20 protein-coding genes and 1 riboswitch are annotated in these 19,274 nt (G+C 66.0%); of the genes, 11 read left to right on the top strand and 9 right to left on the bottom strand.

Annotation, left to right across the window (positions count from 1 at the left end; translation table 11 throughout):
• Positions 1 to 167: 167 nt before the first annotated feature.
• From NOF53_RS16685 to mnhG, 6 genes are read left to right on the top strand one after another with little or no spacing between them, the layout of a single operon-like run.
• Positions 168 to 3,002 (top strand): Na+/H+ antiporter subunit A, encoded by a 2,835-nt coding sequence (locus NOF53_RS16685; RefSeq protein ID WP_255970684.1) that lies wholly within the window; start codon positions 168 to 170, stop codon positions 3,000 to 3,002.
• Complete coding sequence (locus tag NOF53_RS16680) at positions 2,999 to 3,565, top strand: Na(+)/H(+) antiporter subunit C (protein WP_255970682.1); 567 nt, start codon at positions 2,999 to 3,001, stop codon at positions 3,563 to 3,565. Before NOF53_RS16685 ends, NOF53_RS16680 begins: the two co-directional genes overlap by 4 nt.
• Positions 3,562 to 5,184, top strand: coding sequence for a Na+/H+ antiporter subunit D (locus NOF53_RS16675; RefSeq protein ID WP_255970680.1), 1,623 nt, complete (start codon positions 3,562 to 3,564; stop codon positions 5,182 to 5,184). Before NOF53_RS16680 ends, NOF53_RS16675 begins: the two co-directional genes overlap by 4 nt.
• The gene (locus tag NOF53_RS16670; protein ID WP_255970678.1) at positions 5,181 to 5,753 is read left to right on the top strand and encodes a Na+/H+ antiporter subunit E; all 573 of its coding nucleotides are present in this window, start codon (positions 5,181 to 5,183) and stop codon (positions 5,751 to 5,753) included. The genes NOF53_RS16675 and NOF53_RS16670 overlap by 4 nt, the downstream gene beginning before the upstream one ends.
• Positions 5,750 to 6,007, top strand: a complete 258-nt coding sequence (locus tag NOF53_RS16665; protein ID WP_109327667.1) for a monovalent cation/H+ antiporter complex subunit F — start codon at positions 5,750 to 5,752, stop codon at positions 6,005 to 6,007. Before NOF53_RS16670 ends, NOF53_RS16665 begins: the two co-directional genes overlap by 4 nt.
• On the top strand, positions 6,007 to 6,345 hold the full coding sequence (gene mnhG, locus NOF53_RS16660) for a monovalent cation/H(+) antiporter subunit G (RefSeq protein ID WP_255970675.1): 339 nt from the start codon (positions 6,007 to 6,009) through the stop codon (positions 6,343 to 6,345). The genes NOF53_RS16665 and mnhG overlap by 1 nt, the downstream gene beginning before the upstream one ends.
• On the opposite strand, the gene NOF53_RS16655 is transcribed toward mnhG, so the two are convergent.
• The 5 genes from NOF53_RS16655 to napA all read right to left on the bottom strand — a co-directional run bounded on the left by NOF53_RS16655 (position 6,314) and on the right by napA (position 10,664).
• Positions 6,314 to 7,597, bottom strand: coding sequence for a phosphatase PAP2 family protein (locus NOF53_RS16655; protein ID WP_255970872.1), 1,284 nt, complete (start codon positions 7,595 to 7,597; stop codon positions 6,314 to 6,316). The two genes, mnhG and NOF53_RS16655, sit on opposite strands and share 32 nt — an antisense overlap.
• A gap of 120 nt (positions 7,598 to 7,717) precedes the next feature.
• The gene (locus tag NOF53_RS16650; protein WP_255970673.1) at positions 7,718 to 8,842 is read right to left on the bottom strand and encodes a glutamate--cysteine ligase; all 1,125 of its coding nucleotides are present in this window, start codon (positions 8,840 to 8,842) and stop codon (positions 7,718 to 7,720) included.
• 75 nt (positions 8,843 to 8,917) lie between these two features.
• Positions 8,918 to 9,628, bottom strand: coding sequence for a superoxide dismutase[Cu-Zn] (gene sodC / locus NOF53_RS16645; RefSeq protein WP_255970671.1), 711 nt, complete (start codon positions 9,626 to 9,628; stop codon positions 8,918 to 8,920).
• 96 nt (positions 9,629 to 9,724) lie between these two features.
• A complete protein-coding gene (locus NOF53_RS16640) occupies positions 9,725 to 10,300 on the bottom strand; it encodes a LytR C-terminal domain-containing protein (RefSeq protein ID WP_255970669.1) in 576 nt (191 codons plus the stop codon).
• A 25-nt stretch (positions 10,301 to 10,325) separates the two neighbouring features.
• Complete coding sequence (napA, locus tag NOF53_RS16635) at positions 10,326 to 10,664, bottom strand: nucleoid-associated protein NapA (protein ID WP_109327656.1); 339 nt, start codon at positions 10,662 to 10,664, stop codon at positions 10,326 to 10,328.
• 179 nt (positions 10,665 to 10,843) lie between these two features.
• Here napA and NOF53_RS16630 point away from each other — a divergent pair, with 179 nt between their 5' ends.
• The 3 genes from NOF53_RS16630 to NOF53_RS16620 are packed head-to-tail and all read left to right on the top strand — an operon-like array spanning position 10,844 to position 13,211.
• Positions 10,844 to 11,434: a peptide deformylase gene (locus tag NOF53_RS16630; RefSeq protein WP_255970667.1), complete on the top strand. Its 591-nt coding sequence runs from the start codon at positions 10,844 to 10,846 to the stop codon at positions 11,432 to 11,434.
• Entirely contained in the window at positions 11,424 to 12,398 is a 975-nt protein-coding gene (locus NOF53_RS16625; protein WP_255970665.1) for an N-acetylglutamate synthase, CG3035 family, read from the top strand. Before NOF53_RS16630 ends, NOF53_RS16625 begins: the two co-directional genes overlap by 11 nt.
• 9 nt (positions 12,399 to 12,407) lie before the next feature.
• On the top strand, positions 12,408 to 13,211 hold the full coding sequence (locus NOF53_RS16620; RefSeq protein ID WP_255970664.1) for an exodeoxyribonuclease III: 804 nt from the start codon (positions 12,408 to 12,410) through the stop codon (positions 13,209 to 13,211).
• Between the two features lie 32 nt (positions 13,212 to 13,243).
• On the opposite strand, the gene NOF53_RS16615 is transcribed toward NOF53_RS16620, so the two are convergent.
• Together NOF53_RS16615 and NOF53_RS16610 are read right to left on the bottom strand one after the other, a co-directional pair.
• The gene (locus NOF53_RS16615) at positions 13,244 to 13,603 is read right to left on the bottom strand and encodes a GNAT family N-acetyltransferase (protein ID WP_255970663.1); all 360 of its coding nucleotides are present in this window, start codon (positions 13,601 to 13,603) and stop codon (positions 13,244 to 13,246) included.
• Positions 13,604 to 13,700: 97 nt separating this feature from the next.
• Entirely contained in the window at positions 13,701 to 14,075 is a 375-nt protein-coding gene (locus NOF53_RS16610; protein ID WP_255970661.1) for a GNAT family N-acetyltransferase, read from the bottom strand.
• A gap of 132 nt (positions 14,076 to 14,207) precedes the next feature.
• Positions 14,208 to 14,315: riboswitch (TPP riboswitch) on the top strand.
• Between NOF53_RS16610 and thiC the strand changes: the two genes are divergently transcribed.
• Together thiC and thiD are read left to right on the top strand one after the other, a co-directional pair.
• Entirely contained in the window at positions 14,307 to 15,953 is a 1,647-nt protein-coding gene (gene thiC / locus NOF53_RS16605; protein ID WP_255970659.1) for a phosphomethylpyrimidine synthase ThiC, read from the top strand. It overlaps the preceding riboswitch by 9 nt.
• Before the next feature lie 10 nt (positions 15,954 to 15,963).
• Positions 15,964 to 16,809, top strand: coding sequence for a bifunctional hydroxymethylpyrimidine kinase/phosphomethylpyrimidine kinase (gene thiD / locus NOF53_RS16600; RefSeq protein WP_255970657.1), 846 nt, complete (start codon positions 15,964 to 15,966; stop codon positions 16,807 to 16,809).
• Between the two features lie 32 nt (positions 16,810 to 16,841).
• On the opposite strand, the gene NOF53_RS16595 is transcribed toward thiD, so the two are convergent.
• Positions 16,842 to 17,696 (bottom strand): adenylate/guanylate cyclase domain-containing protein, encoded by an 855-nt coding sequence (locus NOF53_RS16595; protein ID WP_255970655.1) that lies wholly within the window; start codon positions 17,694 to 17,696, stop codon positions 16,842 to 16,844.
• A 52-nt stretch (positions 17,697 to 17,748) separates the two neighbouring features.
• A complete protein-coding gene (locus NOF53_RS16590; RefSeq protein ID WP_255970653.1) occupies positions 17,749 to 19,203 on the bottom strand; it encodes a M20/M25/M40 family metallo-hydrolase in 1,455 nt (484 codons plus the stop codon).
• Between the last annotated feature and the right edge of the window lie 71 nt (positions 19,204 to 19,274).

Genomic DNA, 19,274 nt, shown 5'->3' with positions numbered 1-19,274 from the left:
CGAGAACGCCGCTGCTTCAGTCCGGTTTGCCGCGGTTCGAGGCCGAGAATTGGAACCAGTAAGATGTACGTCGTAGCCAACTCGCTAGCTTCGCGAACGGTCTACACCTACTCGGTTCGCTGCGTTCCGACACCCCGCCGCCCGCTGACCACACGACGGAGTGCCTTTTGCTCGCTGTTCTGCTCGCCCACGCCGTTGCCGCCGTTCTGGCTCCGCTTGTGGTGCGCATGTTCGGCCGCAACGGTTTCTATCCGCTCTCGCTCGTACCGCTGGTCTCGCTCGGTTGGGTGATCGCACACTGGGGCACGGTGCAGACCGTCTCGCTCGAGTGGATCCCCGGCCTGTCGATGGACATCGACTTCTACTTCGATCCGCTGGCCGCGATCATGTCGGTGCTCGTTCTCGGGATCGGCGCATTGATCCTGGTGTACTGCGCGGGGTACTTCACCGACGACGAACCGCGGCTCGGTATCTTCGCCGCACAGATGGTGGCATTCGCCGGTGCCATGTTCGGACTCGTCGCCAGCGACAACATGTTGCTGCTCTACACGTTCTGGGAACTGACGACGGTCCTGTCGTTTCTGCTGGTCGGTCACTACGCCGAACGCGCGTCGAGTCGCAGGGCGGCGACCCAGGCCCTGCTGGTCACCACTGCGGGTGGGCTCGCCATGCTGGTCGGCATCATCATCCTCGGCCAGGTGAGTGGCACGTACAACCTGTCCGAACTGATCGAGGTCGCGCCTCGCGGCTGGCTCGCCGGTGTCGCCGTCGTGTTGGTCCTCATCGGTGCCTTGTCGAAGTCCGCGATCGTTCCGCTGCACTTCTGGCTGCCCGGAGCGATGGCGGCCCCCACTCCGGTCAGCGGTTACCTGCATGCCGCGGCGATGGTGAAGGCCGGCATCTACCTCGTGGCCCGGCTGTCCCCCGGCTTCGCCGACGCCGCCCCGTGGCGGTTCACCGTCGTCACGCTCGGACTGCTCACCATGGTCCTGGCGGGGTGGCGTGCGCTGCGCGCCTTCGACCTCAAACTCGTCCTCGCCTTCGGCACCGTCAGTCAGCTCGGATTCTTGATGGTGCTCGTGGGCCTGGGTACGCGGGACGCGATGCTGGCGGGACTGACCATGGTGGTCGCCCACGCAATGTTCAAGGCGGCGTTGTTCATGGTGGTCGGCATCATCGACCACGCGACCGGGACTCGCGACATTCGCAAACTGGGCCATCTGGGCGCCCGCGCACCAGCGCTGGCAGTGTTCGCCGCACTCGCCGCAGCCAGCATGGCCGGACTGCCGCCGTTCCTGGGTTTCGTCGGCAAGGAAGCCGCCTTCGACTCGCTGCTGAGCACCACGGCGCTCGCCGACCCCGCGCGCGTCGTGGCCGTGGCCGTGGTGGTGGTGGGATCGATCCTGACCTTCGCCTACAGCGTGCGATTCATGTGGGGCGCATTCGGAGGCAAGCGCCTCGCGAACCCCACCGCGGCCGTGCAGAAGATGCACGCCCCCGGCCCGATGTTCCTCGCGGCGCCCGCAGTGCTCGCGGTGCTCGGCTTGGCCGCGGGTCTCGCGTCACCACAGCTCGAGAAGCTGCTGACCCCGTACTCGCGCACCCTGCCTGCCGAGCGTGCGTCCGACTACCATCTCGCGCTGTGGCACGGCGTCAACACCGCCCTGCTGTTGACGTTGGTCGTCTTCGCCACCGGTACCGCACTGTTCGTGGCTCAGCGCTGGGTCATTCGGTTGCGGTTCGAACATCCACCGCTGGGCAACGCCGACCGCATCTACGACGCGACCCTCCGCTTCATGGACGCCCTGTCGATGCGCCTGACCGGCGCCACACAGCGCGGTTCGCTCCCCCGAACCCAGGCGATCATCCTCGCGACGCTCGTCGTGCTGCCCCTCGTCCTCCTGTTCACCGGCACCCGTACCGACGCCGACGTCCGACTGTGGGACTCGCCGGTGCAGTTCGTGATCGGCCTCATGATGGTGGCCGCCGCGCTCGCGGCGACGGTGATGCGCAACCGGCTGGCCAGCGTGATTCTCGTCGGCCTCAGCGGATACGGCTGCGGTGTCCTGTTCGCCCTCCACGGCGCCCCCGACCTGGCGCTCACCCAGTTCCTCGTGGAAACGCTGACGCTCGTGATCTTCGTGCTCGTGTTCCGCAAACTCCCCGCCGAGGTCGACGAGAGCAGGGCGATCGGCTTCAAGGTTCCCCGGGCACTGCTCGCCGTCGCGGTCGGTGCCACCATCACCACCATCGGCGCCTACGCGATCAATGCCCGCAACACGACGCCCATCCATGGGATGCTCCCCGACGCCGCCTACTACCTCGGTAACGGCAAGAACGTCGTGAACGTCCTGCTCGTCGATATCCGCGCCTGGGACACGCTCGGCGAGATCTCGGTACTACTCGTCGCCGCTACGGGGGTCGCGAGTCTGGTGTTCCGCAACCGGCGCTTCGGCAGTGCGCCCCGCGTGTCGGACGCCCCAGCGGTTACCGTCGAACAGGCGTCGGCGCAGTCGGAGACGACATGGCTGCTCGGTGGGGGTCTCGTGGATCCCCGGCACCGTTCGCTCGTCCTCGAGGTCACCACCAGGCTGATCTTCCCGACGATCATGGTGCTGTCGGTGTACTTCTTCTTCTCCGGGCACAACGCACCCGGTGGCGGGTTCGCCGGCGGACTCACCGCGGGGCTCGCCTTGGTGCTGCGTTATCTCGCGGGCGGCCGGTACGAGCTGGGAGAAACCGTCCCGGTCGATGCCGGCAAAATTCTCGGGCTAGGCCTCACACTCGCCGCGGGAACGGCAATAGTGTCGTTGTTTCTCGGCGCACCCGTGCTGTCGTCCGCAGTATTCGAGGTGACGATCCCACTCCTCGGACACATCAAGTTGGTCACCGCACTGTTCTTCGACCTGGGTGTGTACCTCATCGTGGTCGGTCTCGTCCTCGACGTTCTCCGCAGTCTCGGGGCACGTCTCGATGCACAGATCGAGGTGAACCAGAAATGAGCGCAAACATCGGGTTTCTCGTCATCATCGGCGTCCTCGTGTCGGCCGGCGTCTACCTGCTCATCGAGCGCAGCATTACTCGGATGCTCCTGGGACTGCTGCTGTTCGGCAACGGGATCAATCTTCTGATCCTCACGTCGGGTGGCACGGACGGCAATCCCCCGATCGCGGGTCGCGACTCCATCCACGAATCGATGGCCGACCCCCTCGCGCAGGCGATGGTGCTGACCGCGATCGTCATCACCATGGGTATCGCGGCTTTCGTACTTGCTCTCGCGTACCGCTCTTTCAAGATCACCACTGCGGACCTCGTCGAGAACGATCCCGAAGACACCCGCGTCCTGCTGCGGCGTTCGCCCTCGGAAGCTCCCGACCGCGACCGCTCGGACGACCCCGTCACCGGCGAACCCAGTTTCAGTGGTGACGCCTTCGACCGGAACGGCAATCCCATCCCCCTCGGAAAACTCCGTAACCTCGAAGACCTCGAGGGTTACGAAGAATTGCACCGCGGCGATTTCGATGACGACGAAGACGACAAGGCCACGATCGGAAAGACGCCGTGACCCTTTCCCCGCACCTCGTCACGACCCTCGCGCCACTGCCTGTGCTCGTGCCCATGCTCGCCGCCGCCGCGACCCTGGTACTCGGCCGCCGTCCCCGCGCCCAGCGGGTGATCACCCTCACGGCGTTGATCGCCGTGCTCGTCGTGTCGGCGTTACTTCTGCTCCTCGCGGACCGCGACGGTACGACGGCGATTCAGGTGGGCGGCTGGGACTCCCCCATCGGCATCACTCTCGTCGTCGACCGATTGTCCGCGATGATGCTCGTCGTCTCCTCGATCGTGCTATTGGCGGTCATGGCATACGCCGTCGGTCAGGGCATCCGCGACGGAAGTGAAGATCAGCCCGTCTCGATCTTCCTGCCCACATATTTGGCCCTCACCGCCGGAGTTTCCAACGCCTTCCTCGCCGGTGACCTGTTCAACCTCTATGTCGGTTTCGAGGTGTTGCTCGCAGCCAGCTTCGTACTGCTGACTCTGGGAGCAAGCGCCGAACGGGTGCGCGCCGGTGTGTCCTACGTGATGGTGTCGATGGTGTCTTCGCTGATCTTCCTGGCGGGCATCGCGTTCGCCTACGCGGCCACCGGCACACTCAACCTCGCCGACATGGCCACCCGGCTCGACGGCATCCCATCGGGCACACGCACCGCCATCTTCGGTGTCCTGCTCGTGGCATTCGGCATCAAGGCCGCGGTCTTCCCGTTGTCGACGTGGCTACCCGACTCCTACCCGACCGCTCCGGCACCGGTTACCGCCGTCTTCGCGGGACTGCTGACCAAGGTGGGCGTGTACGCGATCATCCGTGCGCACACGCTGCTCTTCCCGGAAGGCGAACTCGACAACGTCCTGATGGTGTGTGGCCTGCTGACGATGCTCGTCGGCATCCTCGGTGCGATCGCGCAGAGCGACATCAAACGCCTGCTGTCCTTCACGCTGGTCAGTCACATCGGGTACATGGTGTTCGGGATCGCGCTGTCCACGCAGTCGGGGCTCTCCGGCGCCATCTACTACGTGGCGCACCATATTCTCGTGCAGACAACCCTCTTCCTCGTCGTCGGCCTCATCGAACGACAGGCCGGGTCGTCGTCGTTGCGCCGTCTCGGTGGGCTCGCGGCGGCCAGCCCCGTCCTCGCCATCGTCTTCCTCGTCCCGGCGCTGAACCTCGGTGGCATACCGCCGTTCTCCGGGTTCATCGGCAAAGTGGCCCTCCTGCAGGCCGGTTCCGCGGACGCCGGAGTGCTGGCCTGGATTCTCGTCGGCGGCGGCACCCTCACCAGCCTTCTCACTCTGTACGTGGTGGCCCGCGTCTGGACCAAGGCGTTCTGGCGCGCCCGCGCCGACGCACCGGAAGGTGACCTCGCAGATGTCAGCCCGTCGGCACTGATCGACGAGTCCGAGGCCGACATCGCGTTCGACGACCGCGCCGACGTGGGCCGTATCCCCGCGATGATGTTGATACCGACGGTCGCGTTGGTGGGGGTCGGTCTGGCCATGACGGTCTTCGCCGGGCAGATCATCTCGATCAGCGACCGTGCTGCCGCCGACCTGCAGGACCGCTCGATCTACATCACCGCCGTCCTCGGCGATCAGAGCGGCACCGAAGCGAAGGAGGCGCCGCGATGACACGCGAGGGATTTCTTCGACTCAGCGCACTGGTCTGGTTGACGGCCGTGTGGATCCTCTTGTGGGGGAACCTCAGCATCGCCAACGTCGTGAGCGGACTCGCCGTCGGTGTATTGATCATGGTGCTCATGCCCCTGCCGGGGGTGCCGGTCCAGGGACGGGTGCACGTTCTGTCCCTCCTCCGGCTGGGCTGGAAGTTCGTCTACTACTCGCTCGAGTCGAGCCTGCAGATCGCCTGGCTGGCTGTGCGCCCCGGCCCACTGCCGGTCACCGGCGTTCTGCGATACCAACTCGGAATCAAGTCCGATCTGGTCCTCACCCTGTTCATCGACGTCCTGAACCTCATCCCGGGAACCATGGTGCTCGAGATCGACCAGGCTCGACGGATCGTGTACGTCCACGTCCTCGACATGGGATCGGCGAAGGCGGTCGGCCAGTTCTACCGTACGGTCGCGCAACTGGAACGCCTGTTCGTTGCCGCATTCGAGCGCGACTCCGAATGGAAGCCGAGTGCCTGGCATTTCGGCGACGAGCAGTACGACGACCCAGCTCAGGAGGGCACCACATGACAGTCGTCTCCGTCATATCCGGGATCGTCTTGGTGATCGCCGGGGTGCTGACCACGTTTCGGCTTCTCGACGGGCCCAATTCCCTGGACCGTCTCGTCGCCCTCGACACCTTGATCGCGCTCGCCATGTGTGGTCTCGCGGTGTGGGCCGCGTATACGGGCGACACGACGATCGTGCCCGCCATCGTCGCGTTGTCGCTGGTGGGCTTCATCGGTTCCGTGTCCGTGGCCCGATTCCGGGTAAGTGACAAGTAATGACCAGTGTCCTGAACTACCTCGGGGCCGGCCTCATGCTGGCGGGCTCCATCCTCGCGCTCACCGCGGCCATCGCCATCGTCCGTTTCCCCGACACCCTGCGGCGCATGCACGCCGCCACCAAACCGCAGGTGGTCGGACTCAATATGGTGCTGGTCGGTGCCGTGATCGAATTGCGGGGCAACGTCGATATCTGGATGTTGATCCTCGTCGGCATCTTCACCCTGTTCACCGCTCCCGTCATCGCGCACAGCGTCGGCCGCGTCGCATACCGGGAGCAGCGTGATCAGGACGGGCTGATGATGATCAACGAGCTGGAGCCTCCAGAGCGCCCGTGACCAGAGGACGGGAATCGTTGGCGCCCCAGCGGTGCAGCGCGCTGTCCGGCCGAGCGAAGAAGGTCGCGTAGAACCCGAGACTCATGGCGGCGAGGACACCGATCACGATCGGTCCCGACAACTCGGGGAAGCGGCCCATCGGCACGGCCAGGTACCGATAGCTGAGCAGCAGTGCGACGAGGGCAATCACTCCGCCGCCGACCAGCCGTACCCGGAACCAGCCCCACCCACGTTCGGGCTCACGCAGTGCCGACTCGATGGTCAGGCAGAGCACCGCTCCCGCCACCAGGTCGACTCCGTAGTGATAGCCGAATCCGAGTGTCGCAGTGAGAGTGCACACCAACCAGAATGTGCCGCCCAGGCGAAGCCACCAGGCGCCGCCGCGCGAGTGGATGAACAGCGCGAGCGCCCAGGCGGTGTGCAGACTGGGCATGCAGTTGCGGGGCGTCACCGCGTCGAACGCCAAGGGGGCAGGGGTGAAGTCGGGCGTCGGCACGAGGTTCGGCCAGTAATTGCCGGCCTGGAAGCCCTGGCCTTCGCTGCCGAACGCGAAGATCGGTCCGACCACAGGGAAGAGAAGGTAGAAGATCGGTCCGATGAGCCCGATCATCAGGAAGGTGCGCACCAGGTAGTGCGAGGGCCAGCCGTTCCGCAACTGATAGATCGCGACCGCGATGGCCGCGACCGGTAGTTCGATGTACACCCAGTGCAAGACGCCGTATCCGACCGAGCCGAGAGCGTCGACCAGCTGTCCCATATGCCACGACGGATTGCCCAGAGCATGGTCCGCGAGTTGTGCGTACTCGTCGAGCACCATCGGCCCGCCCATGATCGTGATCTGCAACCACGCATCACCGAACTTGGTGGCGAGAATGAGCAGGGCGCCGAGGGCAACCCCCTTCAACGCGCTGCGCCGCTGCTCGCCGGTCCACCGGACCGCTGCGCAGACGCCGACCGCGGTGAGGACCCAGGTGGCACCGTTTCCCACGGTGAGGGGACCACCCGCCGCATACCGCACAGCGGCGACGGACACGTCGATCCCGGCGGCGGACGACAGCGCCACGATGCGCTGCTGGGTGGTGAGCCCGACCATCGCGAGGGCGAGCCCCGCCCAGGGCACGGACGCCGACTTCGGCGTCAGGACATAGTCACCGACAAGGCTTTCGAGTGGACCCGAAAACCCTTGCGCCGACGCGAGCAGCTGCACCGTCACCAGCAGAGCCGCGACCCCCAGCACGCCACCGACGACCATCGTGCGCGACCGATCGATCGCCCTCCCCGGCCGTGCAACGGCTACTTCGTCGATCAACACCCGCCAAGTGTAAACAACACGTGAACGGCAGGTGGACAGTGTCCTGTCCGCAGCTCGGTGTCAGGTGCCGAGTTCCTTCACGAGAGCATTGACCACGGCCACCAGATCGCCCCCGGTGGCCTCTGCAACCTGGCGTTGGCGCTGATAGGACGCCCCTCGGCGCGGAATTTCCGCCACAGCGGCCAACTCGTCGGCGCACCCCAGACGCGCAGCAGTGGGTGCAAGTTTCTCGAGCAGATCGTTCAAGTCATCGGTGACGAGTCTCTCGCTACTGTCCGAGTCGAGGATGATCTCGGCGTCGAGCCCGTACCGCGCCGCCCGCCACTTGTTCTCCTTGACGTGCCATGGCTGCAGGTTCGGCAGGTCCTCGCCTGCCTCGAAACGCCGGTCCAGATCCACGATCAGGCAATGCACGAGCGCCACCAGCGCGCCGAGCTCGGCCCGGGTCGAGATGCCGTCGAAGACGCGCACCTCGATGGTGCCCCAGCGTGGGGCCGGGCGGATGTCCCAGTGCATTCCGCCGATCTTGGTGATCACCCCGGTCTTCATCTGGTCACTGATGAAGTCCTCGTACTGCGCCCAATTCGCGAATTGGTACGGGAGCCCGGCCGTAGGCAGCTGCTGGAACATCAGCGCACGGTTACTGGCATAACCCGTGTTGACGCCCGCCCACATCGGTGACGACGCCGACAACGCCAGAAGATGCGGGTACCGCTGCAGCAGAGCATTGAGGATCGGGAACACCTTCTGCGGCGACGACACACCGACGTGGACGTGCACACCCCAGATCAACATCTGCCGTCCCCACCACTGGGTGCGTTCGATCAGCTCGTCGTAGTCGGGTGTGCGGGTGACCAACTGGGTGGACCACTGCGCGAACGGGTGTGTGCCGGCACAGATCAGGTCGACACCCAGCGGATTGGCTGCCCGCCGCAGCAGATCGAGCGACTCGTCGAGGTCGCTCATCGCCTCACCGACTGTGGAGTGGATGCCGGTGACGAGTTCGACCGTGTTGCGTAGCAACTCCTTGGTGATGCGCGGATCCTCGGGGCCCGCCAGATTCGCCACCGCATCGAACACCTCGGCGGCCGTGTTGGAGAGATCCCGCGTGACCCTGTCGACGAGCGCGATCTCCCACTCGACACCGAGTGTCGGCCGCGGCGAACCGGGAAAGGGAACTACCACGATTCCGATCCAACCACAGGCCGCGCGGCGCGGCAGTACGCCGGCATCCCGGCGTCAGCCGGGATGCCGGACATCTCAGCTCTCGCCGAGGACACCGCAGGCCACACGTGAGCCTGCGTCCCCGGTGTTCAGGGTTTCCTGATCGGGAGCGGGTGCGTAGCGGGTGGGGATATTCGCGAAATTGTCGGCACCGGAGTGGATCATGACCGCGGTCCCGGCATCGCCGTTCTTCAGTTCCTCCACCGTGAAGGCGTCAGTGGTGGTGACCAATTCGCCGGTGCCGTCTTCGCGGATCTGCAGCGAGGTGAGGTCGCCACTGGCCGGGTGGCCGGAGTGTCCCTCGACCTGGAAGTGTCCGCCGGCGGAGAGGAAGTTTCCGGGTGCGCCGCCGGTGGGAGCGACGGAATTCGTCTCACACTTGCCGACCGAATGCACATGGAATCCGTGGAATCCGGGAGTCTGGTCCTTGACGGACACGGTGACCTCGACGTGCTCGCCGGACTGCGTGAAGGTGGCGGTGCCGACGTCGTTGCCTTCCGCGTTCTTGAACGTCGCAGTGAGTGCGCCGCTTCCGCTCTCGCTGTGCGCACCGGACGAACCGTGGCCGGCGTCGCCGGGAACGTCTGCGGCACTGGGATCGGCGGCTCCGGTCCACACGGGGGGCGTGGTGCCCGAGACGTCGGACGGCTCCTCGTTGTTACTGCAGGCGGTCAGCCCCAGCGCAGCGATGGCCACCATGGGGGTGACAATGCGCCAGGACATCCGACGGGTAGTACTCGAGGCCATCAAAACCGCTCCTTTGAGGTGGCGAAGAAGTGCATCTGATCATAACCACGACGCCCCCGGACCGGCCTTCCGGTCCGACCTGCACCTGCGCTCGCGCTACCCGACGGCGGTGACGATGACGATCACGCCTGCGGAGGAGTTCGCGATCCCGGCGAAGCGGGGTTCGGCGGTAGCCCCCAGTTCGGCGGCGATCTGCGTCGCCGCCTCCTTCTCGGCAGGCGAATTCCCGTAGTAGACAGTGGTTTCGGAGATCGTTCCGTCGCTGTAGTTCCCGGTTTCGGCCACCGTCCAGCCGGCTTCGGTGAGCTCGGTCGCCGTCTGCCCTGCCAGTCCCGTGACGTTGCTGTTGTTGAACACCCGCACAGGCACCGACGACGCGTCGCCGGATCCGGACGTACGTGCGGCGCCGGACGTGGTGCTCGCCGAGGCGGACGTCGAGGTGACACCCGACCCTCCCGCGGCCACTGTGGTCGTCGTGCGCGCCGCGGCCGAAGCCGGAACGGCGGCGGAGGTGGTGGTGGTGGTGGTCGTGACAGTAGCCGCAGTGTCTTCCGAGTCCGAATCGCCGAGTGACGCGAACCCGAGACCGGCGAAGAGAATCGCGAGAGAAATCAGCACCATGGCAAGGGCACGTAACGGCGGGCCGGACGATTGCGGTTTCTGATTGCTCACGGTGTCGACCTTAGCGACCCGAGGGCTAGGTGACGTCGAACCCGAGGCGACGAGCGGCGCGGGCCTTCTGCCTACTCGCACGGAGGCGACGCAGCCGTTTCACCAGCATCGGGTCTGCCGCCAGTGCCTCCTGGCGGTCGACCAGGGCGTTGAGCACCTGGTAGTACCGGGTGGCAGACATGTCGAAGAGCTCTTTGATCGCCTCTTCCTTGGCCCCGGCATACTTCCACCACTGGCGCTCGAAGGACAGAATGTCATGTTCCCGACGGCTCAGTCCGTCGGTCCCGACCTCGTCGACCCCTGCGGAGTTGTCGTTGTCGGTGCGTTCGGACTGGTTCCGACTACGCGCTGTTGCGCCGTCCATCTCACTCCTCGACTACTAGCTCTCGCTCGAATTCAGCGAAACCACGTTCCCCCGGCTCCTCGATCGCGTGGGCCGACCGAGCAACGAATTACACCGCTGTACTTCAGCGCCTATTCAACCACGGCGAAGGCCGCAGGCAGTGCCGGCGACGCGGGCGCGCCGCACTATCCTTGACAACCATGGCCATCCTCCCCATCCGGATCGTGGGCGACCCGGTACTGCACAAGCCGACCGAACCGGTGTCACAGTCACCCGCAGAGCTCGCCGAACTCATCGCGGACATGTACGACACGATGGACGCCGCCAACGGTGTCGGACTCGCCGCCAACCAGGTCGGCGAGTCGCTGCGCTTGTTCGTCTACGACTGCCCGGACATCGACGAAAGCGGAAAAGCACTTCGTCGTCGCGGCTGTGTCGTCAATCCGGTGCTCGAAACCTCCGAAGTCCCCGAGACCATGCCCGACCCGGACGACGACGTCGAAGGCTGCCTGTCCGTCCCGGGCGAGCAGTTCCCCACCGGCCGCGCCGACTGGGCCAGGGTCACCGGTACCGACTCCGACGGCAATCCACTCGATATCGAGGGTCGCGGGTTCTTCGCCCGGATGCTGCAGCACGAGGTGGGTCACCTCGACGGTTTCCTCTACGTGGACATGCTGATCGGCCGCAACGCGCGCGCTGCGAAGAAGACCATCAAACGCGCGGGCTGGGGCGTACCGGGCCTGAGCTGGGTGCCCGGAACGGTCGAAGACCCCTTCGGGCATGACGACTGACATCCCGCCTGGTAGCCGGGTGGTTCTGCGTTACGCATTGCCGCCCGGCCACAGCCACCCGATGACCGATATCGTCGGAATTCTCGAAAGCGTCGCCCCGTTCGTCACCGTGCGCGCGTCGGACGGTTCGGTCGTCGAGGTGGAACCGGAACGGGTGATCGCACTCAAGATCGTCCCTGCGCGGCCGGTCCGCGCCAGCGAGATCCGGGCGCTCGAACTTGCGTCCGCCGACGGCTGGCCGGGTGTCGAACACGCCTGGATCGACGGGTGGCTGGCCAGGTACGGGCACGGCTTCACCGGGCGCGCCAATTCGGCGGCACCGCTCGGTGACCCCGGCACGGTCGGCGACCTCGAAGACCGCTGCCCCGGTAGCACGCTGGAACGTCTGCGCAACTGGTACGCCGAGCGCGAGCGCCCGTTGCGGCTCCTGATTCCCGATCGGCTGGGCGCTGTGCCCCTGGGTTGGCACCTCAGCGACGAGGTGGTCGTGATGGCCGCGGACATCGCGAATCTCGCCCTTCCGCAGCGACCGCTCACCACCACGATCACCGCTCGCCCCGACCCGGATTGGCTCGCTCTCTACCGGTATCGCGGGTCTGCCCTTCCCGATTTCGCGGTCGACCTGCTGGGTGCCGTCCGCGGCGGCACGCTCGGCTTCGGCCGGATCGGCGCCGCCGATTCCACCCTCCTTGCTGTTGCTCGCGGCTCGGTGACCTCCGCGTCCGACGGCCGGCTCTGGGTAGGACTCACCGCAGTCGAGGTGGCCGAGGCCCACCGCAGGCGCGGCATCGGCAGCCTGATCTGCGGCGAGATGATCACCTGGGGCCGAGAGCACGGAGCCACCCACGCGAGCCTGCAGGTGGCCGCCGAGAACGAGGGGGCACAGGCGATGTATCGCAGCATCGGCTTCGTTCCGCACCACCGCTACCGGTACGCGACGGAACCTGTCGGCGCCTGGCATTAGGCTGACGCCGTGCGCATCGCTACCTGGAACGTGAACTCTGTTCGTGCCCGTACCGACCGGATCCTCGACTGGCTTCAGCGGACCGACACCGACGTGTTGGCCATGCAGGAGACCAAGTGCAAGGACGAGCAGTTTCCGTACGAGCGTTTCCGCGAGCTGGGTTACGAGGTGGCGCACGTCGGCATCAGTCAGTGGAACGGCGTGGCCATAGCGTCCCGTGTAGGGCTCACGGATATCCGGATCGGCTTCGAGGATCAACCCGGTTTCCACAAGGATCCCGAGGTTGCACCGGTGGAGGAAGCCCGCGCGATCGGTGCCATGTGCAACGGTGTGCGCATCTGGAGCCTGTATGTCCCGAACGGACGCGAGCTGGCGGATCCGCACTACACGTACAAACTCGAGTGGCTGGCGAAACTGCGTTCGGATGCGGTCCGGTGGCTCGAGGAGAATCCCGCCGAGCAGATCGCATTGGTCGGCGACTGGAACATCGCGCCCACGGACGACGACGTGTGGGATCCGGCGCTCTTCGAGGGTCGGACGCACACGTCCGCGCCCGAGCGTGCAGCCTTTCAGTCGTTCCTCGATTCGGGTTTCGCCGACGTAGTGCGCCCTCACACACCGGGTCCGGGCGTGTACACCTACTGGGATTACACCCAGCTGCGTTTCCCGAAGAAACAGGGAATGCGGATCGACTTCATCCTCGGGTCCCCCGCTTTCGCGGGCCGGGTCGACAAGGCCGAGATCGACCGCAACGAACGCAAGGGCAAAGGCGCGAGCGATCATGCTCCTGTGATCGTCGATCTCGGAATCTGAGGCACCGGCGCGAGCGCGAGGACGGACGCTGCTCAGTCCCCCACGAGAATGTCGAGGGACTCCGGATGCCGCGACAGATATCGCTGAACATATGTGCAGATGGGGCGTACTTTCCACCCGCGAGCGCGCGCCTCGTCGAACGCTGCACGGACGAGAGATTCCGCCATTCCCCGTCCGCCGAATTCCTCTTTGACGACCGTGTGCATGAAGGCCACCACCTCGCCCGGTTTCGCCGTGAACCCGGGAATGTCGTCCTCGTCGCGATAGCCGAGAATTCCGACCAGTTCGTCACCGAGCCACAAGTCGAAGCGTTCGTGAGCCGGATTGTCGAGCACACGAATATCGGCGGCCGAGACACTGCCCGGCCGAGGAGCTTTCGAGTTGTGATCCATGACACCTATCGAAGCAGTAAGTCGCTCGTCCAGGTAGCGCAATCGCCACAACCGGAACCGTTTTGTTGCCCAGGTTTCTTCTCCGAGGACGGCGCGTTCAGCGCTCGATCGGCACCACGAGATCGCGATACTCCGGATGTGTCGACAAGAAGCGCTGGACGTAGGTGCACACCGGCCGCACCTTCCAGCCGTATCCCCTGGCCAGGTCGAGGGAGCGCCCCACCATCATCGACGCGAGACCGCGGTGCCCGAAATCCTCCACGATCACCGTATGCATGAACGAGACGACCGGAGCCCGGCCTCCAGCGCCGCGCCGCCCGGCCACCACACCCACCCCCGCACCTGCGCCCGGCGGCGGCTCCGAGAGATCGAAGTATCCGAGAATCCCGACCAGATCCCCACTCAGCCGCAACTCGAAGCGGTTTTGACCGGCGTTGTCGATCACGTTCACTACCTGCGAGTCCGTGAGCACTGCGACCTCCTGGGGTTTGCCTTGTGATCAAAACGTGATGTACGTCACTATTTATACCCACTCTCGAGTCCGCTGTCCAAAATTCCCCGGAATGATCTCTCACAGAGATATCGGTTACAGTTTGTGCGACAACTACACATCCACGGGGGCTCGCACCAGCGGGCTGAGAGGACGGCTAGGGCCGTCGACCGTCGAACCTGTCCGGGTAATGCCGGCGTAGGGAGCATCTCGATGAGCAGAACTGTATCTACAGCCACGTCCGTCACGACGGGGCCGATCGCAGGCAGCACCAAGGAATACGTGCAGTGGAGCGACGACATCCGTGTGCCGGTCCGGCGCGTCCACCTGAGCAACGGTGAACATCTCGACCTGTACGACACGTCCGGCCCGTACACCGATACGAACGCCCAGATCGACGTCGACGCCGGGCTGCCCCGCATCCGCGAGCAGTGGTCTACCGGTAAGGGGCAGACCCAGTTGGACGCCGCCCGAGCGGGCGTCCTCACCCCGGAGATGCGTTATTGCGCTGCCCGCGAGGATGTTTCGCCGGAGTTCGTGCTGGCCGAGGTCGCTGCGGGACGCGCCGTCATCCCGGCCAATCGCCAGCATCCCGAACTCGAGCCGATGATCATCGGCAAGGCGTTCGCGGTGAAGATCAATGCGAACATCGGCAACAGCGCGGTCACGTCCTCGATCGCCGAGGAAGTGGAGAAGATGGTGTGGGCCACCCGTTGGGGCGCCGACACCATCATGGACCTCTCGACCGGAAGGAACATCCACGAGACGCGCGAGTGGATTCTGCGTAATTCACCGGTCCCGGTGGGCACGGTGCCGATCTATCAGGCGCTCGAAAAGGTGAACGGCGATCCGGCCGCGCTCACGTGGGAGATCTACCGCGACACCGTGCTCGAACAATGCGAGCAGGGCGTCGATTACATGACGGTCCATGCCGGTGTGCTGCTCCGGTACATTCCGCTGACCGCACGTCGGGTCACCGGCATCGTCTCCCGCGGCGGCTCCATCATGGCCGCCTGGTGCCTGGCGCATCACCGGGAATCGTTTCTGTACACCCACTTCGGCGAACTGTGCGAAATCCTCCGCCGCTACGACGTCACCTTCTCGCTCGGCGACGGACTCCGGCCGGGTTCGATCGCCGATGCCAACGACGAGGCGCAGTTCGCGGAACTTCGCACCCTCGGCGAGCTCACGAAGATCGCGAAATCCCATGGGGTACAGGTGATGATCGAAGGTCCCGGGCACGTGCCGATGCACAAGATCGTCGAGAACGTACGCCTCGAGGAGGAACTGTGCGAAGAGGCGCCGTTCTACACCCTGGGCCCGTTGACCACTGATATCGCCCCAGCCTATGACCACATCACCTCGGCCATCGGTGCGGCGATGATCGCGCAGGCCGGTACCGCCATGCTCTGCTACGTCACTCCGAAAGAGCACCTGGGTCTGCCGAACCGGGATGACGTCAAGACCGGTGTGATCACGTACAAGATCGCGGCCCACGCCGCCGACCTCGCCAAGCAGCATCCACGGGCGCAGAAACGCGACGACGCGCTGTCGAAGGCCCGGTTCGAGTTCCGCTGGCACGACCAGTTCGCGCTGTCCCTCGACCCGGACACCGCGCGGGAGTTCCACGACGAGACGCTGCCCGCCGAGCCGGCGAAGACGGCCCACTTCTGCTCGATGTGCGGTCCGAAGTTCTGTTCCATGCGGATCTCCGCCGACGTGCGCGAGTACGCACAGCAACACGGACTCGATTCGGTCGAAGCCATCGAGGCGGGCATGGCCGAGAAGTCGAGCGAGTTCGTCGACGCAGGTGGCCGCGTGTATCTGCCCGTCGAATCTGTCACCTCAGAGAATCGGTAAGGTCCCCTCCGTGAAGCTGCTGCCCCTGACCCCCGACGGCCAGACCCCCGTCCGAGTCCTCACCATCGCCGGCACCGATTCCGGCGGTGGCGCCGGGATCCAGGCCGACTCGCGGACGATGGCGCTGTGCGGCGTCCACGCATGCGTCGCTGTCGCCGCGGTGACGGTGCAGAACTCGGTGGGCGTCAGCGGTTTCCACGAGATTCCGCCGGAAACGGTGGCCGCCCAGGTGCGGTGCGTCGTCGACGACATCGGGGTCGGGGCAGCGAAGACGGGCATGCTGGCGTCGACGGCCATCATCGAGGCCGTCGCCGCCGTGTGCACCGAGGTCGGGATCGGACGCGACAAACCGGTCCCGCTGGTCGTGGACCCGGTGTGCGCGTCGATGCACGGGGATCCGCTCCTGCACGCCGAGGCGCTGGACGCCGTGCGGAACACGCTGATCCCGATCGCCACGGTGGTCACTCCGAACCTCGACGAGATCCGGTTGATCACCGGCATCGAGGTGGTGGACGACCCGACGGCACGCCGGGCCGCCGAAGCGCTGCACGCGCTCGGGGCACAGTGGTCGATCGTGAAGGGCGGGCATCTCCGGACGTCGGCGTCGAGCACCGATCTGCTGTTCGACGGCGACACGTTCCTCGAGTTCAGCAGTCCCCGCATCGACACCGGCAACGACCACGGCGGCGGCGACACCCTCGCGGCGGCCATCGCGAGCGCGCTCGCCCACGGGTGGTCCGTGCCCGACGCGGTGGCGTTCGGTAAGGAATGGGTGACCAAGTGCCTGGAGGCGTCGTATGACCTGGGCGCCGGTCACGGCCCCGTCTCTCCCCTGTGGCGACTTCGTCACCCGTGAGTACTTCTTGACGTCCGGCGGTTGACAGGCACTCACGGGCGGCGGAGCCGCAGCCGCCAGATGCCGAGGTCGGACGGCACCCCGCTGGGGGCGGGGGCGAAGAAGGCGCGGCGCCACGGTTTGACGCTGATACCGAGATCGTCGAGCGTCCCGGGCTGGAGTGCCGACAGCGTGGCGGACGACGCCATGATGTTGCCGTCCCCGCCGAGCTCCATCATGCGGGCCGCGATGGTCACGTCGACACCGAGCCAGTCGCTGCCGATCTGCCGGGGAACCCCGGTGTGGATTCCGACGCGCATCCGCGGACGGTAGCCGTCGACCTCGACATCCTCGAGCGCGTCCTGTGCGGCGAAGACGGCGTCGACGGCGCGATCCGGGCTGGGAAAGACGGCCATCACTCCGTCGCCCATCCGCTTCACCACATGCCCGCCGCGGTCGACCATCGGCGTCTCGATCGCTTTGGCGACGTTCCGCAGCAGGGCGAGGGTGGCGGTATCGCCGGCCGGGAGGGACCAGCTGGAGAACCCGACGAGGTCGGTGAACACGATGGTCACTTCCCTGGTTCCCCGGCCGCGGCCGGTGCGCTCGAGCATCGCCTGCCACACCTGCAGGGCACCGAGGCTCATCTCCCGCGACGCACCCGGCTGGTGGTCGAGGAAGCGGTCGGCCACCCGTGCCACGGCACGTGCGGTGCCGGGGCCTGCAGTCGACAGCGGGTCACCGAACGCCGGATCTCCCGGCAACGCGCGGCGGACTCTGCGCAGTCCCTCGATCAGCTGCGGCCGACGGTTCAGTGCTCCCACCCAGCCCAGCAACTTGTCCTGTCTGTTCGCCTCGGACGCAGCGTCGAGTTCGGCAGCGCTGTCGTCGGCCGGGTCTTCGCTCACGAGCGCAAGGGTAACCCAGCGTCACATGCAGAGGCCCGTGACGAATCGGAGATCACTGCGCCGCCCGCGCCTTCTCGCGCTCGGCGCCCGTGGGGACACCGTTGGGGCCGGCCAGTGACTCCGCGTAGACCCCGACGGCGTAGGCGACAGCTGAAGCGTTCCGGGCGAGGGCCGCCCGGTCTAGGTTCGCGAGGGTGTCGGTCGGGCTGTGGTAGTGCTTGTCGAACACCGCGTCGGGTGTGCCACCCCATTTCTGGGCCTCCGCGGCGGTCTTCTTGTCGTCGGCACCGCTGAACACCCCACCCGACGGAATCTTGGCCTCGATGAACGGGCCGTAGTCCGATCTGCCGTCGAAATCGGTGCCGTCGGCGGCAATGCCGTTGTTGCTGAGGTATTCGACGAAAGTGCGCTCGATCCCCGCCGAACCCTCGGGCCCGGGTCCTTCGCCGACGTTGTCGGAGTTGTCACCGTCGTAGGTCAGGTAGCCGGCGTTCTCCGAGCCGAGCATGTCGAAGTTCAGGTAGAGCGCGATGCCGTTGCGTTCCTCTTCGCTGAGGCCGGTGACGTAGGCCTCGGAGCCGAGGAGACCCAATTCCTCGGCACCCCAGAACGCGAATCGCACCGCGTTGTCAGCGTCCGGAGAACTGCCGAGCTGGACGGCCGTCTCGAGGATCGCTGCGACGCCGGTGCCGTTGTCGTTGATGCCGGGACCCTCGGGAACGCTGTCGAGGTGGGCGCCGACCATGACGACGTCGTCGGTGGAGCCCGTCGCGGTTTGGGCGATGACGTTACGGGCGGTGCTGGTCTCGGTGCTGGTATCGAGTGTCAGCGTGACATCTCCGCCGCCCTGCCGGAGCGCGGTGCCGTCCGCCATGCTCACCCCACCCGTGGGGATCTTCCCGACCGACGGATCACCGAGAGTGCCCCCGCTCATCGGCCCGTCCTCGTTGTTGACCACGATCACGGCCGAAGCGCCGCGATCGGCCGCTGTCTGCTGCTTGGCCGAGAACGGGCAGATGCCGCGATCGACCAGAACAATGGCCCCGTTCACGTCGAGACCGTCGTAATCCGTTGCCTCACAGCCCGGCGTCTCGTCCTTGGGAGCCGGCACCAATCGGGCGGTCAGTCCCTCCGGGCCGGTCGACGGGCTGTAGGACAGCGCTTTCACCTCGATGTCGCGATCACGCGTCCTCAGCTTCTCGGCGACGACGTCGAAGCTGTGGAACTCGAATTCGGGGGTTTGGACGTCGAAGCCGTTGTCTGTCAAAACTTGTGCCACGTACTCGACGCTGGCTTCGTATCCGGCGGTGCCTGCGGCTCGGTTGCCGTCGTTGTCGTCTGCGATGTTCTGCAGTTCCTCGAGATGTGCCACCACGGCGTCCTCGGTGACCGATCCTGCGAGGGCACCCGCGTCGACCGGCGGTGACTCCGGTTCACCGGTGGACGAGCATCCGGCCAGCACCAGCGCGCCGGCCACTCCGACGGTGAGAACTCCCCGTAGTCGCATGTCGGGAGCCTAACGCAGAACCACCTGTGGGCCGGTGCGAATGGATGTCGCACCGGCCCACAAGCTCCCGC

Source organism: Rhodococcus tibetensis, assembly GCF_024438035.1.
GTDB classification, from domain to species: Bacteria; Actinomycetota; Actinomycetes; order Mycobacteriales; family Mycobacteriaceae; genus Rhodococcus_F; species Rhodococcus_F tibetensis.
Note: the sequence above shows the minus strand (reverse complement) of the source record. Positions and strands in the feature narration are given on the sequence as shown.